The following is a 15,295-nucleotide window of genomic DNA, read 5'->3' on the forward strand; positions in this document are numbered from 1 at the left end:
GTCACTGGCCTTTCGGGCCCAGGTCGGGGGTGTCGACGAGGCGGGCGTGGTTGCCGGTGGTCGCCTGGAGTTCCAGGACGATCAGGGTGTTGGTGCCGGGGCGCAGGACCGGGGCCGGGACGTAGAGGGTGTGCTGCGGGCCCCGGTTCCAGTACCGGCCGAGCGAGAAGCCGTTGATCCACGCCTGTCCCTTCGTCCAGCCGGGCAGGGAGAGGAAGGTGTCGGCGGGGTCGGTGACCTCGAACGTCCCCCGGTGGAAGGCGGGTTCGGCGCAGGCGGCGCCGTCCGACTCGGCGAACAGGGCGGCGCCGAGGGGTTCTTCCAGCGGGAGGGGGCGGCACTCCCAGCCGGTGACGGGTGTCCCGTCGAAGGTGACCGGGCCGAGCAGGCCCTTGGGTGCGCCGATGCGGGGGCCGTAGTTGACCCGTCCCATGTTCTCGACGAGCACTTCCAACACGGCGCCCCTGCGGAGGACTTGGACGGGCAGGCTGGTCTCCTGCCGTTCGTTCTCCAGGACGCCGACCGGTGCTCCGTCGATATACACCTGGGCCCGGTCCCCGACGCCGCCCGAGAAGTGCAGGACGCCGAGACCGACGTTCGACAGGCTGGTCCGGTAGAGCACGTATCCGGCGCGTGTCCCCAACTCGTCGGCGGTGACGGGGTCTTCGGACCGTACGGTGCGCCCGGACAGTTCGGAGACGTACGGGAGCAGCAGGGCGCGCTCGGTCAACTCGACGTCGGTGGCCGGGAGTTTGGAGGACGGGGCGGGCAACTCGTCCGGGACGGGTGCGTACTTGGCGATGACCTCGCGGAAGGCGTGGTACTTGGGTCCCGGGTCGCCGTTCTCGGTGAGGGGGGCGTCGTAGTCGTACGAGGTGACGGTGGGGGCGTAGGTGTGGTGGTGGTTGGCGCCGTTGGTGAGGCCGAAGTTGGTGCCGCCGTGGAACATGTAGATGTTGACGGAGGCGCCGGCGGCGAGGAGTTTGTCGAGGTCGGCGGCGACGTCGGCGGTGTCGCGGGTGTGGTGCGGGCCGCCCCAGTGGTCGAACCAGCCGATCCAGAACTCGGCGCACATCAGGGGGCCTTCGGGCTGGTGGGCGCGGAGTGTGGCGAGCGCGGTGTCGATCTTTCCGCCGAAGGTGCCGGTGGCGAGGACGCCGGGGATGCCGCCGGCCTCCTGGTGTTCGGGGTTGACCTGGTCGCAGGTGAAGAGGAGTTCTTCGATGCCGCGCGAGCGGAACGCCTCGACGAGGTGCTTGAGGTAGGCGGTGTCGTTGCCGTACGCGCCGTACTCGTTCTCGACCTGCACGGCGATGACCGGGCCGCCGGACGCGGCCATGTGCGGCAGGAGCGGGGGCAGGAGCAGGTCGAGGTAGCGGTCGATGATCGCCGTGAACTTCGGGTCGCTGCTGCGGAGTTGGACGTCCGACTCCGACATGAGCCAGTGCGGGAGGCCGCCGCCGTCCCACTCCGCGCAGATGTAGGGGCCCGGCCGCAGCAGCACCTTCAGGCCCTCGGCCTGCGCCAGCCGCAGGAACCTCGGCAGGTCGAGCAGGCCGTCCAGCACCAGCGTCCCCGGTTCCGGCTGGTGCAGGTTCCAGGGGACGTACGTCTCGACGGTGTTGAGCCCCATCAGCCTCGCCTTGCGCAGGCGGTCCGCCCACAGGTCCGGGTGCACCCGGAAGTAGTGCAGCGCCCCGGAGATGATCCGGAAGGGCTCGCCGTCTAGCTCGAAAGATGTACGGGTAGTGGTCAGGGCGGACATGGGGGTCCTTTCGGAGCTGAGGGGGATGCTTGAGCGAGGGGAACGGCCGTCCACGAGGGCACACCGCCGGCAGCACTCCGCACCGCGACACGATCGGGCACACAGCCTCCAACGACGGCCCACATCGGCGTGGGGACGGGTCTCACAACCTCCGACGCGGCCGATGTTACCGGTAACATCTCTGACGTCAACAGGGTTTATACGGGGGTTTTCGGAAGGGGTGGACGGAGGGGCTGGACGGAGGGGGTCCCGCCTCAGGTCATACCTGGGAGTGACGGCGAAACCGCTGTCGCCGCGCTTGCCCGCAGCCCGGCGGGGGATCCGGCTCCGCCGGTTCGCGCGTCCTGGTACTGCGGGGTTAGGCCGCCGTCGTCAGATGCTCGGGCGGGTGCCGTACAGGCTGAGGCCGGCCGTTCGCAGGTCGCCGCCGAGCTGGGCGGGCAAGGGCACGTCCTCGCCGTACTTGCCATGGGTGACGCTGTTGTACTGGCCCTCCGCCGGTCTGCCGAACAGGGACCATGTGCCCGTGCGGGGGTCGATCTGCAGCAGCAGGGGGACGCCCGCTGCCGCGTACCAGGCGGTCTTCTCGTTGATCCCCTTCAGGCGTTCGTTCGGGGAGATGACCTCTACGGCCAGCTCGACCGCGTCGGCGTCCAGGAGCCAGCCGTCGTCGTCGCGGAACGCGCGAGGGCCGATGGTGAGGTCGAGGGTCGCGTAGTCGTCGGGGTCGCCGGGCATGGGGACGGACACGTTCTCGAACGCCTCGTTCTGGCGCGGGAGTTGAGGGCGGTTGGCGTCGCGCAGGCCGATGACGATCCCGGCGTGCCTGCCGCTCGGGTTCGGGGGGATCACGAGCGTCCCGCCGATGATCTCCACGCTCACACCTGCGAGTTGTTCGATACGCCCCGCCGCCTCCCTCAGGCGTCCACGACGTACGGGAATGAGGGGACTCACAGTGCACCTCTCACTGTCTGGCCGGAGACGTCGCGCGAACGGGCCCCGTTTTACCGTCCGTCGGCCAGTTCCTTCAGCTCGATGACCTCGAAGGAGTGCAACCGGCGGACCATCTGGGAGGCGAGGTACCAGCGCAGGAAGGGGTGGCCGTACGGGAGGGAGCCGAGGTCGACCGGGGCAGGGCGGATTCGGGGGCCGGCGGGTTCGTAGAGGGCGCCGACCACTCCGTGTAGGCGGGGTGCGGGGACGAGGAGGACGGTCGGGTCCTCGCGGAGGTAGGGGCAGAGGGCAGCGGCGGTGCGGGTGTGCCTGCGGCAGACCGGGGGTTGGGCGGTGAGGAGGGTGGTCTCTCCTGGCTTCAGCTCGCCGGGGGCGATCAGGAAGACGAATCCCTTTGGCGTGCGCGCCGGTTGGGCGCACACCTGGCACAACAGGCGTTGCATGCACTCGCGTTGGCGGGCCGGGTGGACGTCGCGCCACTGGGGGTCACCGGTGGGGAGGCCGTCGGGGCCGCGCCGCTGGGGGCAGCGGGCCCAGAGGACGTCCTGGAGGTCTCTGTCGCCGGGGAGTTCGGTGCGGTAGGCGAGCCGGGGACGTCCGTCCGGGCCCCAACTGGCGCGCAGTTCCCTCTGTTTGACGGGCACCTCGCCTTCACGGCAAGTGATGTACGGGACGATCACGACGCCGTCCCCTCGGCGTTCGGGACGCGCAGCCCGCAGCGCACGTCCTTGCCTGTCTCCGTCGGCTCTGCCCGCCACCACTCCGTCAACCCGGCGACCAGTTGCATGCCGCGTCCCGACTGCGCCTCCCAGTCCGGCTCCCGCACGGTCGGGAGGGCGCGGGAGCGGTCGCTGACGGTGATGCGCAACTCGTGTGCGGTGACGCGCAGTACGAGGAGAGCGAGGCCGCCGGCGTACCGGTGGACGTTGGTCAGCAGCTCGGTGACGACTTCGAGGACGTCGTCCAGAACGGCGTCAATCCCCCACGCCCGAACGTGAGTTCCGACGACCCTCCGCACCCAGCGCAGCTCCTCCGGTTCGACTAACAGGGGCAACCGGAACTCGTGGTGCACCTGTTGGGCTTGTTGGGCCATATCGCCTCCAGCTGGGGAGATGGCAGCCAAGGTCGGCCCAGGTCAGGGCAGTTGATGCCGCCGAGTTGGGCCGGGCTGCCGGGGCACCAGAGTGGGGTAGCTCGAAGCCGCTCCGCAACATACTTCGCGGAATAAGTCCCAACGGGTGAAGTCCCATGAGACTCTGGCATATGTCGAGACGAGAGAAAGCCTCCCCACGGCTTACGCCGTACGACAGACTTGGTCCCGATCAAGGAGGGAAAGTGGCAAGTCGGCAAGGTCCAACGCTCAGGCAGCGCAAACTCGGAGCCGATCTCAAGCGACTGCGCGAGGCCGCAGGCATCGGACAGAAGGAAGCCGCCGCCGAACTCGACGCCCAGCAGAGCAAGATGTCCAAGATCGAGACCGGCAGACTCCGTCTCCGCCGACTGGAGCTCCAAGCACTGCTCGACCTGTACGGCGTGAAGGACGAACGGGTTCGCACGGACCTGATCACACTGCTACGGGAGAGCGGGCAGCGGCAGTACTTCCCCGAGTACAACCTCGGTGTGAACCTGCGCGAGATCGTGGAGCTGGAAGCCGAGTGCACACGCATCGAGGCGTTCTCGGCCATGCACCTGACGGGACTGCTCCAGATACCGGAGTACGCGCACGCCATGATCTACGGGTTCGATCCATGGCGCACCCCGGAGAATGTGCAGCACTACGTCGACCTCCGCATGGCCCGGCAGAAGATCTTCAAGCAGGAGAAGCCGCCGCAGGTGGTGTGTGTCCTCGACGAAGGCGCCATCCGCAGGCCGGTAGGCGGTCCCGCCGTCATGAGGAAGCAACTCGGCCACCTCCTTGAGCTGACCAACGAGTCCTACCTCACCATCCAGGTCGTCCCGTTCGAACAGGCGGTCTACGCCGGACTCCACGGAGCCTTCCGGACGATCATCAACGATGACGCCACCACCCTCGACGTCGTGGAAGTCAGCACCAGAGCCAAGGCCCTCTACATGCAGGACGCCGCTGATGTGGAGGTCTACCGGAAGCTCTTTGACGACATTCGAGCATCCGCCCTATCGTCACGACAGACCGCCGACTTGATCAGGCGGGTGATGAAGGACTTCGAGGGAGCTGACGAGAGCCGATGATGCGCAAGGACCTCCCGGCAGGTGGCTGGACGAAGAGCAGCTACAGCGACGGAGCCGACGCCGACTGCGTCGAATACCTCCCCCTCCCCGCCGGCGAGGTCGCCATCCGCGACTCGAAGGCCCCCTCCCACGGGGCCTTCATCTTCCCCGTCCCCGCCTGGCTGACCTTCGTGAACGCCGTCAAGTCGGAGCACGTCCAAGGCATCTGACCGGCAGCGGACAGGAACGAGCATCACCATCGACCCCACTGCCCCCTGGACCGTCGTCGATGTCCTGGATCTGCCCGAAGACCGCACCGCCCGTTACGAGTTGCTGGCGGATTCCCTCATCGTCTCCCCCACGCCCGGCGTCCGCCACCAGCGGGCCTCGTTCCGTCTCCACGTCGCCCTTGACACGGCCGCCCGGGCCGACGGCGCGCCGGTGGAGATCCTGGAGGGTGTCAACGTCGTCCTACCGTCCGGGCTGGTCGTGCCCGACCTGGTCGTAGCCGACGCGGGCGCGACCGCCGACGACCCCGTCACCGTCGACATCGACGCGGTCCAGCTCGTCGTCGAACTCGTCTCCCCCGGCAACCGCACCATGGACCGCAAGATCAAGCCCCTGCTGTACGCGGAGGCCGCGGTCCCGCACTTCTGGCGTCTGGAGTTCGATCCGGCCCCGATGCTCGCGGTCTACGAACTCGAAGGCGGTCGGTACGTAGAGCGAACGACAGCCCTGGCAGGCGCAACGACCCGCCTGGACACCCCGTTCCCCATCGAGATCGACCCCGCCACACTCTCCCGCCAGTAGCTCCGGAGATGATCGGCAGCCAGGGCTGTCGTAGTAGCCGGGGTGGTCAGGCGATACCAAGCTGAAGTGGTGATTCAACAGAAAGGAAGCCGGCGCCCCGCTGGTCCGCCACACCGAAGCCTTTCCGTCAGACACCCTAGAAGACCCACCGAAAGCACCCCGACGAATCCCTTGAGTTTATAAGAGGTTGCCTCATGTGGTGATGGTGCGAGCTGCGGCATGGTGTCTCTTCGTGAGTGCCGATCTGTCGCAGCGGCTGGTTCCTAGCGGTCTGTGGGAACTGGTCGCCCCGTTGCTGCCGTCGTTCAACTCCCGTCCGCAGGGAGGCGGTACCGCTCCCCTGGACGAGCGTGCCGTGTTCACGGCGGTGGTGTACGTGCTGACCAGCGGGTGTGCCTGGAGGCATCTGCCGGAGACGTTCGGGGTATCGCCCGCGACGGCGCACCGCCGGTTCACCGCGTGGACGGAGGCGGGGCTGTGGCGGCGACTGCACCGGGCAGTGCTGGACGAACTCGGCGCCCGGGGTGAGATCGACTGGACCTCGGCGATCGTGGATGCCGCGTCGGTGCGGGCGAAAAGGGGGGTTCGCTGACCGGGCCGAACCCGGTCGACCGCGGGAAGAAGGGCAGCAAGCTGCACGTGCTGTCCGAGGCCCAGGGCCTCCCGCTCGCCGTCGCCGTGTCCGGCGCGAACATGCACGACAGCCTCGCCCTCAAGCCGCTGGTCCGCGGCATCCCCGCCATCCGCTCCCGGCGCGGGCCCTGTCGGCGCCGGCCGGTCAAACTCCGTGCCGACAAGGCGTACTTCTCCACCGACCATCTCTCCTGGCTGCGGGAACGGGGACTGGTCCCGCACATCGCCCGGCCCGGCATCGAGTCCGGCGAACGGCTCGGCCGGCACCGCTGGAAGATCGAGCGGTCCATCGCCTGACTCTTCGGCTACCGACGTCTCACCGTCCGATACGAGCGAAAGGGCTCCCACTTCCTCGCCTTCCTCGGCCTGGCCGCCGCCCTGACCTGCTACAAGAAACTCACGAAGATCACCACGCGAGACAACCTCTAAAGGCGTATCATTCATCACTCACCAGAACTTCGGAAGCCACGTCAAGGGCCTTCTTCAGAGATTCCGGAAAAGCCGAGTCAAGCAACCGAAGATTCTCTACACGATAAGAGCCTCCAGAAAGTGGAGTGACACTCACTTCCCTGGCCTTTTGCTGTAGCCCCACCGATCTAAGCCGCAGCGCCCCATGGCTGAGAATTGGGAAGAAGCGGTTAAATCGACCATCTGCATAGAATGCCTCCACCAGCGAACGCTCATCGTGAAACTCCTCAGCAGTCCGCAACCAATTCCACTGAGCGGGTACCGGGTCTCCCGACTCGCGGATCCTCGCCAGCCGCCCCGGCGTCATAAAATGGAATTTTTCGACAAAGTCACCAATCGAAATACCATCCCGCCAGGCAGCCAATGCTTCGATCAGATCTCCTAGATCATCAGTGGCACCCTCGGCCCACGTGAATCCATCTCCCCGAATAGCCACGTAGAAGGTCCTGCTTTGACTACCGAGCTGAACAGAAGCCCTTCCGCGACTCGAATCCAGTCCAGCCGTGACTAGCCGACCGGGTTCCGATGCGTAGTGACTGTAGAGCCGACCTAGATCGAGATTCTTCTTCTCCGAAGCTAGCTCCATCGCCGCGATAAGACCGCCTGCGGCGAATAGGTCTGGGTAGAGAGCAGAGTCGAGCGCATTCATGCTCGCGAATCCCTTTCGATTCTTTTGCTAGCAACCACAGAACCTTGTCGAATCTGATATGAAGGGTCGAAGTCGACCAAAGCTCGCCCAATCCGGTTCCGCGACATCGACTCTTTCAAGAACCCCCTTCGCGTTCGGACGATAGAAGTGGACAGAAGACCATGATCGTTCGCCATTAGCGACAGCTCTGGCGATCCAGCCCATCTCCATATCAGTGGCGTACGCTCCAGGCTGGAGCCCATCCCTTGCCGAATCGGTGAAGTTTCCCAGCCCTCGGAGATTTACGTGAAGCGTCACCGATGAATCCCGGATCGCATTCTCCACTGGGCCCTGCCACGCGTCGGGGGCGTAGTCACCAAAGTGCTTGAACCCATTGTTGTCCGCCCATGAATAGGTTCCTTCTGCTTTCTGCCCCAATGCCACGTCGCAGTTGTGAACGAGGACCGGCGTAGCCCCCGCCAGCACATAGTACGTATGAACGTCACTGACCGTCAGGTTGTGAACAGCCGACGCCCGTGCCGTCCACCGCTCAACCCTCGCAACCTGGACCAACGTCCCCGCACTGGTCCGCAGCCACTCCCCGCCCCGCAGGTCGGTAGCGTCCACCCACTCCCGCAGCTCGGGAACCCAGAAGGGGTGCCCGTCGGTGGCGGTGACCGAGGCGGTCTTGGTGCCCCTCTTGCCGTCGACGTCGACCGTCACCTTGACGAGGTGCTTGAGCCCCCGCCCCTTGATCTCGGCTGTGACGGTCTGAGCGCGGGTCTCGCCGGACTGTTCGTCGGTGGCGAGGACCTTGTCGCCGGCCTTGACCTTCTCGATCGGCTTGGTGGAGCCGTCGGCCATCAGGACCTTGGTGCCGGGGACGAAGCTGTTGCAGGTGCCACCGCTCTCGGCCTTCCCGGAACCCCCGCCCCCGCTCGACCCGCCGCCGGAGCGTGAGGACCCCCCGGAGTTGCCGCCCGGCTTGGAGCCGCCGCTCTTGCCGGAACCCCCGCCCCCGCCGGCGCTCTTCGCCGTGGAAACCTTGGGCGCGGCCTTCGCCTGGGCCTGCTTCTGAACCGGATTCCCGGTCTTCCGCTTCTGCGCCGCAGCCGCGTCAGCAGTACGTTTCGCCTGTTCCGCAGCCTTCTTCTTCGCCCGCTGAGCAGCCTCCCGTTTCGCCTTCTCGATCGCCGCCTTCTTGGCGTTCAGCGCGGCCGTCTCGGCAGCCTTCGCCGCCTTCAGCACCAGCTCCGCCGCCTTCTTCGCCGCACGGAACGACTCGATCGCCTTGATCGTGCGGTTGACGGCCTTCAGGACCCCCGGGATCTTGTGAGCCTTGAGCCAGGGGATCGCGCCGATGATCAAGCTGCCGCAGGACCACATGTCCCCGCCGAAACAGGCCATCGCGTCGTTGATGCCGACGAAGTCCTTCAGCGTGTCCCAGGCGACCGAAAGGATCACCGACGTCAGCGACTTCCCCATCGTCGCCTGCGCCTGCGCGACCTGTGCCGCCGAGAGGCCCGCCCCCGCCAGCGCAGCCGCCCGCTCAGACGCCGTCAGCGAGATCGCCAACCCCGTCGGATCGGACATCGTCACCGGGTTGTTGTGGGCGTAGGAGTAACCGTTGGACTGCAACACGTCGTTCAGGTCCAGGACCGGGTCCGCCGACAGGAAACGCCCCACCACCGGGTCGTACAACCGCGCCCCCAACGGCTGGAACCCCGACGCGTCGTCCCGAGTCGCCCCCAGGAACCCCTTGTTGGACTGGAAGTCGACACCGACGGTCCCGGTACCCCGCTGGTTCCCGAAGGGATCCTGCTTACGCATCCGCACCGGCATCGCATCGCCGAGCCCGACCTCGACGTACGTACTGCCCTGATGGTCACCGGCGAGCGCGACAAGGTACTCCGTGCCCGCGCCCTGCGCGTACCGCATCACCGCGCCACCCGGAACGGCGTACGTACGCTGGGAGTTGATCAGCGCACCACCAGCGGCGACCGTCACCTCCGTGTCACCCAGGAACAGCGTCGCCTGCTTGCCCTTGAGCGCCAGCAACTGCGAACCGTCGGGCCCGTACACATACCGCGTGTCGTTCTGCGGCGCCCACAACTGCTCGACCTTCGACGCGTCACACGCGGCCAGCACGATCGCCGTGGAGTTCACCGACGACGCGTCCCTCACCGCGAAGCACAACCCCGAGGCGGCGTGCACCAGTTGACCTGCCGCCGTCCGCTTCAGCTGCTGCCCCGCCGCGCCGGACGCGCACTTCTGGAGCTGGACGGCGGAACCCGCCGTACCGGAAGCCGGCTGGGCGCACCAGTCGTCGTAGATGGTCAGCGTGCCCGCGTCGGCGTCCGCCTGCCCGGGAGTGACGGCGAAGCTCCAGCGCTGGGCCGGGGTGCCGTTGCAGGAGTACAGCTGGAGCGGCTGGCCCGGAGCCGTGACGCTGCTCCTGAGGTCGACGCACTTGTCCGCGAGGCCCACGTACGGGGTCCTGCCGCGCGTCCCCTGGCCGGTGATCCGCTCGACCTTGCCGTCGTACGTCCAGGACAGCTCCTGCTTGTCGCCGTTCTGGACGGACGTGATCGACTTCGTCTCGCCGGTCAGCTCGTACAGGCGCGTCGCCTCGGCCGTGACCTCCGGCCCGGACAACGACGTCCGGTACTTCTTCGCGACCGTCGTGAGGGTGTGCGGCTGGCTGCCGTCGGCCTTGCCGTACGCGTACGAGGTGACCGCGTCCAGCTCCGAGGTGCCCGCGAGGTTCTTCTCCGTGAGCTTGGTGCGGTTGCCGACGAGGTCGTACTCGTACTCCTGCCAGTAGCCCGAACTGTCCGCGCCGGCGGCCACGTTGAGGGAGCCGTCGGGCTTCTTGGGGCCGACGCAGGAGTCGTGATCCGCTGCCGTCCACGCCGTCTTCAGCTGGCCCAGCGGGTCGTACGTGAAGCACTGCCGCTCGGCCGCCTTGCCCACGGCGTTCTCGCGGATGGCCGTGACGTTGCCCGAGGGGTCGTAGGCGTACGTCCGGCGGGAGACCAGGGTGCCGCCGACGATCGCCTTGTCGTCCGACTTCTCGCGGTGGACCGACTGCTCGGTCAGCTCGCCGCTGCCCTCGTCGTACAGGGCGCTCGTCCAGACCCGGTAGGGCTGGGCGCCGAGGGTGGAGCGCAGGACCTGGCCGTGGACGTCGTAGACGGTCTCCGCGCCGTACCAGTCCTTGCCGCTGACGGAGAGCGGCTTGCCGTTCTCGTTGTAGCGGACGACCAGCGTCTCGGCGTCGAAGCGGCCCGCCTTGGGGAGGGTGGACTGCTCCAGCGCGCCGGTGTCGGTGTACGTGTAGTCGTACTTGTACGTGGTGTCCAGGCCCCAGGCGTCCTTGAGGGACTGTGGGAGGGTCAGCGTCGTGGCCGTCGGCTGGTAGTCCTTGGTGTAGCCCTCGACCTTCTGCGTGTACGCCTCACCGCCGGTGTACCGGGTCGCCGAGTACGGCATGCCCTTGCCGCCGGGCGCCTTGTCATAGTCGAAGGACGCCAGGAGCGTGCCCTTGTCGTCGTTCAGGCGCTGTTCGGTGGGGCGGGAGAGGACGTCGTAGCCGTTCCAGACGGTGGCCCGCTGGGTGATCGTCTTCAGCGGCCGGTCGAGGTGGTCGTACTCGGTCCGCGTGGTACCCGTGTCGGGGTCGGTCGCCGTGATCCGGCGGCCCCGGTGGTCGTACGTCCAGGTCCAAGCCTGCGTGGATTCCGCCGAGTTGGACGCACTCGACAGGCGGCCGTGGCGGTCATACGTGTACTTCGTGGACGTGAAGCCCTGCGGCGCCTGGGGGTTGAAGGTGTCGAGGCGGGACGTACGGCCCAGCGCGTCGGTGAAGACGCGGTAGGACGAGGTGCCCTGCGGGTTGACGACCTCCGACCAGTCCTCGCCGTACTTGTAGCGGGTGGCCCGCTCCGGCACCGGCTCCGAAGTCGCCTCGCCCGACTTGGACTTCACCTTCAGGACCGGCGTCTCCGCGAGGACGCGGCCGAGGCCGTCGTACGTGTAGCGGGTGATGTTGGGGACGACGGTGTCGGCGAGCGGGGTGAAGAGTTCGCCGGGCTTGGCTTCGAGCGTGAAGTAGGCGTTGTTGGTCTGCCAGATCTCACCGGAGGAGTTGTAGAGCGTGTCGGTGATCAAGTGGCCGCCGCCGTCGGCCTCTTCCTGCGTCTGGCGTTCGCGGCCGAGGCCGTCGTAGAGGGTGACGGACTTCTCGACGCGGTTCTCGTGGCCGCGCGTGTAGGCGGTGACGTACGGCGGCTTGGTCTCCTCGCGCTGCGCGTTGGGCACGGGGATCGTGTAGACGGCCCTGAAGTCGGGGACGGCCGACGCGGACGGGGTGCGGCCGGCGCCCCACGCCTCGACGAGGCGGCCGAGCGCGTCGTACTTCGCCTCGCTGGTATGGCCGTTGGCGTCGGTGGTGCGCAGGGAGGTGCCCCGGCCCGGCTCCAACTCCTGTACCTGGGTGTGCCCCACGGCGTTGGTCTCGGTGACCTTGAAGACCTGGCCGGTGGGCGGCTCGTAGCGGATCGTGCCCGCATTGCCGTCCGGATCCGTCTGCTTGACGACGCGGCCGATCGCGTCGAACTCGGTGCGGCCGTTCGGCTGGAAGCCGGTGCCGTCGCCCTTGAGGGACCAGGTCTGGCTCGCCTCGCCGAGGGTGTCCGCGAGGAGGGCGGCGCCGTAGGACTGGCCGTCGTAGGCGGTGCGGGTGGCGCCGCTGAGGGTGGAGAGGTCGGCGAAGTCCGCCGCGGCACAGGTCGTTGGGGAGATCAGGACCTGTTTGGTGAGGCCGATCAGGTTCTTGCCGGTCTGGTGGACGTACTCCAGCTTGGTGCAGGACTCGTCGTCCGGCTTGCCGGTGTCTCCGAGGGATTCGACGAGGGTGGGCAGACCGTGCGTCGGCTCGTACGTCGTCGTGGACCTGACGACGCGCAGCGTGCGCTTGTCGTCGCCGGTGCCGGAGGAGCGGGTGTAGGCGATCTCCTCGGGCTCGGTGACCCGCCAGGCCCTCAACGGGCTGAGGCCGTCGTCGCGTTGACGGGTGGCGAGGACGGTGGCCTCGGGGACGGTGACGCTGCGCGAGAGCCAGTCGGTGTCCGCGTCGGTGGCCTCGGAGTACGTCAGCTCCTCGGCGATGCGGCCCGCGAACGGCTCGCGGTCCTTGGCTATTTCGGCACCGGTGATGTCCTTCACCGGGACGTCGTCGCCCAAGCCCCGGAAGAAGCGGGTGACGGCCTTGGAGCGCTTGCTGCCGATGGACGGGGCGTCGGTGCCGGTGATGACGGTGGTCTGCTCGAAGCCCGCGAACTGGGAGTACGTGCGCGTGGCCTTCTTCGTGAACTCCGCCTCGGCCAGGCGCCAGCCCGCGTTCTTGTACGCGTAGGCCGTCCGCGTGGCGAACGCGCCGTCCACGTTGGGCAGTTCCTCGATGGTGTCCACGACGTACTTGTGGAACCAGTCGATGTCCTCGACCTCGGGGTCCGGGTGCCAGTAAGTCGGGTAGCAGAGACGGGTGTTGGCCTTCAGCGCGGCCTTGTCGTCCTTGCCGGGCAGGCCGGTGCCGGTCTTGCAGTCGCCCTCGGGCGTCTTGTAGGTGACGACAGTCTCGCCGCCGTACTCGTTGATGACACGGCCGATGCGCAGACGGGAGAAGCCGGGGGCGGCGTCCGTCTTCACGCGGTTCGGCATGTCCTCCTGGTTGTGCTCGAAGCGGACCGCGTTGAGGGTGATGCTCGCGCCGCCCGGTTCGTAGCCGGTGCGCTGTACCGACTCCAGCCACAGGGCCGTGTTCGGGCCGGTCAGGAGGGTCGGGAAGTCGTGGGTGAGCGTGTACTTGTCGACCGGCCGGCGGTCGGTGGAGCCCGCGACGCGCTGGGTCTCGGTGGTGATCGTCGTCAGGCGCTTGCGGGTCCAGAAGGACGGGCCCGCGTTCCAGCACTTCTTGCCGGACGCGCAGCGCAGATCGGCCGGGGTGTCGTACCAGATGCGGTACTTGCCGGGGTCCTTGTCGGTGAAGTCGGCCTCGGAGCAGACGCCGTACTTCGGGAGACAGCGCTCCTCGACGTGGAACAGGACGCGGGAGGTCGCGGGGGTGCGGAAGATGCTCTTCTCGACGTTGCGCTGGCCGTACTCGATGCGGTCGAGCCAGGCGCCGCGGTCGTACTCGACCGGGGCCTTGAAGTTGAAGTTGCGGGCGTAGAAGTTCTGTTCCTTCTTCCACCACAGGGACATGGCGTTGCCGTGGACGTCCTCGACGTAGTCGAGGTTCCAGCGCCAGCCCTGGGTGCAGGCGGAGTTCTTCCACTCGGACTGGTAGCAGTCCTCGCCGTCGTGGTTGCCGTACACCGGGACCGTCAGGACGGAGTCGGTGACCGTGCCGCTCGGGGCGCCCGGCAGCTTGTGCAGGCCGAAGTGGTACTTGGTGCCGTCGCGGGTGGTGACGATCCAGTACTCGCCCTTGTGGGCGCCGTTGCCGGTGGAGTCGTCGCGGATCTGCTGGACGACGGCGCCGTCACCGTTGGCGGTCGTCCACTTGCCCTGGTCCCACACGAGTTCGGTGGTCGTGCCGCCGAGGGAGAGGGTGGCGTTGTTCGAGCCCCAGCACAGGTCGGAGGTGCGGTGGGTCTTGTTGTTCGACCCCGCCTTCTTGGAGTCCTCGCGGCAGGTGGCGTACGAGCGGGTGATGGAGCCGGGGTTGTAGTCCCAGCCGTCGCCGATCCAGGACGCCTGGTTGTTGGTCGCGGAGGTGCGGCCGTCGACCGACTGGGAGGAGTAGCCGAGGCTGACCTTCGGTGTGAGGCCGCCCGCAGACTCCGGGACCTGGACCTGGTAGCCGTAGGTGAAGGCGCCCGAGGAGGAGCCCGCCGACCAGGAGCCGGAGGAGAGCAGCGGGGTCGCGGTGAAGTCGCCGGAGGTGGAGGAGCCGGTGTCGAGGGCGCCGACCACGCGGGAGCCGGCGGCGGCGACGGCGGGGAGGACGGCGGTGGCGGCGGCCGTGCGCACCGAGGCACCGGAGGTGACCGGGGCTCCGGCGTCGTCGGCCAGCAGGGCTGCGACCGGCACGGAACCCGTCAGGATCGTGCGGGTCTTCTCCTGCTTCGCGGCGGTGATCCTGGCCGGGGCGTCGGCCGCCGGGACCTCCTCGACCGAGCTGGACAGCCGCTCGGGCCGCGCCTCGGCCGTGCCCGACATGGTCGTCACGCCGCTCTCGGCCGCGCAGTCGCCCGTGCCCGGGGAGTCCAGCACGCAGTCGGGGAGCAGCAGGAGGCCGAAGCGCTCGGCGGCCTGCGGTCCGTAGAGGTCGGCGAAGGCGGTGGTGTCGACGGCGATGGCGACCTGGGCGGCGGGGTCGGCCGTCGCGGGCGGGGTGACGCGCATGATCAGGCCCGCGGCGCCGGCCTCCTGGGAGGCGGCCGGTGAGGCGAGGTCGACCTTCCAGTCACCGGCGACGGCCGCCGGTGCGGTGCCCTCGGGTACGCCGACCGCGATCGGCAGGTCCTCGACGGGGACGGTGGTGCCGGGCGCGGTGTCCGTCTTGAGCGTCGCGACGCCGCTGTCCTCGGTCCACGGGGTGACGGCCTTCGGCACGTACGGCTCGACGGGGACCTCGGGGGCGGTGGTGAGGTTCTTCTCCGCCTCCTCGTCGCCGTCGAGCGGGGCGGTCTTCGGCAGCTCGGGCAGGTCGATCGTCCGCGTCATGCCGGGCGCCGGTATCGCCCACGCCTGGGAGTTCAGGCTGGTCACGGTGAGTACCGAGGACAGCAGCAGGACGGTCGCCACGCGGCCGTGGCGGCGCCGCAGCCATGTCACAGGACCTT

The 15,295-nt window shown here is 68.0% G+C and carries 9 protein-coding genes and 1 pseudogene; 4 read left to right on the plus strand and 6 right to left on the minus strand.

Going from position 1 to position 15,295, the window contains the following annotated elements:
- Position 1 precedes the first annotated feature (1 nt).
- From IAG44_RS12665 to IAG44_RS12680, 4 genes are all read right to left on the minus strand, one after another.
- Positions 2-1,765, minus strand: a complete 1,764-nt coding sequence (locus IAG44_RS12665) for a glycoside hydrolase family 35 protein (protein ID WP_187747234.1) — start codon at positions 1,763-1,765, stop codon at positions 2-4.
- A gap of 372 nt (positions 1,766-2,137) precedes the next feature.
- Positions 2,138-2,647 (minus strand): Uma2 family endonuclease, encoded by a 510-nt coding sequence (locus tag IAG44_RS12670; protein ID WP_246561671.1) that lies wholly within the window; start codon positions 2,645-2,647, stop codon positions 2,138-2,140.
- Positions 2,648-2,769: 122 nt separating this feature from the next.
- A complete protein-coding gene (locus IAG44_RS12675; RefSeq protein ID WP_187747236.1) occupies positions 2,770-3,363 on the minus strand; it encodes a hypothetical protein in 594 nt (197 codons plus the stop codon).
- Positions 3,364-3,395: 32 nt separating this feature from the next.
- Complete coding sequence (locus tag IAG44_RS12680; RefSeq protein ID WP_187747237.1) at positions 3,396-3,812, minus strand: ATP-binding protein; 417 nt, start codon at positions 3,810-3,812, stop codon at positions 3,396-3,398.
- 242 nt (positions 3,813-4,054) lie between these two features.
- On the opposite strand from IAG44_RS12680, the gene IAG44_RS12685 reads away from it, so the two are divergent.
- The 4 genes and pseudogenes from IAG44_RS12685 (at position 4,055) to IAG44_RS12700 (ending at position 6,778) form a co-directional block, all read left to right on the plus strand.
- Positions 4,055-4,927, plus strand: coding sequence for a helix-turn-helix domain-containing protein (locus IAG44_RS12685; RefSeq protein ID WP_187747238.1), 873 nt, complete (start codon positions 4,055-4,057; stop codon positions 4,925-4,927).
- The gene (locus tag IAG44_RS12690; protein ID WP_187747239.1) at positions 4,924-5,136 is read left to right on the plus strand and encodes a DUF397 domain-containing protein; all 213 of its coding nucleotides are present in this window, start codon (positions 4,924-4,926) and stop codon (positions 5,134-5,136) included. Before IAG44_RS12685 ends, IAG44_RS12690 begins: the two co-directional genes overlap by 4 nt.
- 70 nt (positions 5,137-5,206) lie before the next feature.
- A complete protein-coding gene (locus IAG44_RS12695; protein WP_425508519.1) occupies positions 5,207-5,716 on the plus strand; it encodes a Uma2 family endonuclease in 510 nt (169 codons plus the stop codon).
- Between the two features lie 232 nt (positions 5,717-5,948).
- Positions 5,949-6,778: pseudogene (locus tag IAG44_RS12700) on the plus strand (IS5 family transposase).
- A gap of 7 nt (positions 6,779-6,785) precedes the next feature.
- On the opposite strand, the gene IAG44_RS12705 reads toward IAG44_RS12700, so the two are convergent.
- Together IAG44_RS12705 and IAG44_RS12710 are read right to left on the minus strand one after the other, a co-directional pair.
- The gene (locus IAG44_RS12705) at positions 6,786-7,466 is read right to left on the minus strand and encodes a DUF6193 family natural product biosynthesis protein (protein ID WP_187747240.1); all 681 of its coding nucleotides are present in this window, start codon (positions 7,464-7,466) and stop codon (positions 6,786-6,788) included.
- A 27-nt stretch (positions 7,467-7,493) separates the two neighbouring features.
- Entirely contained in the window at positions 7,494-15,257 is a 7,764-nt protein-coding gene (locus IAG44_RS12710; protein WP_246563988.1) for a polymorphic toxin-type HINT domain-containing protein, read from the minus strand.
- Positions 15,258-15,295 lie beyond the last annotated feature (38 nt).

Origin of the sequence: Streptomyces roseirectus (genome assembly GCF_014489635.1) — a bacterium.
GTDB lineage: Bacteria > Actinomycetota > Actinomycetes > Streptomycetales > Streptomycetaceae > Streptomyces > Streptomyces roseirectus.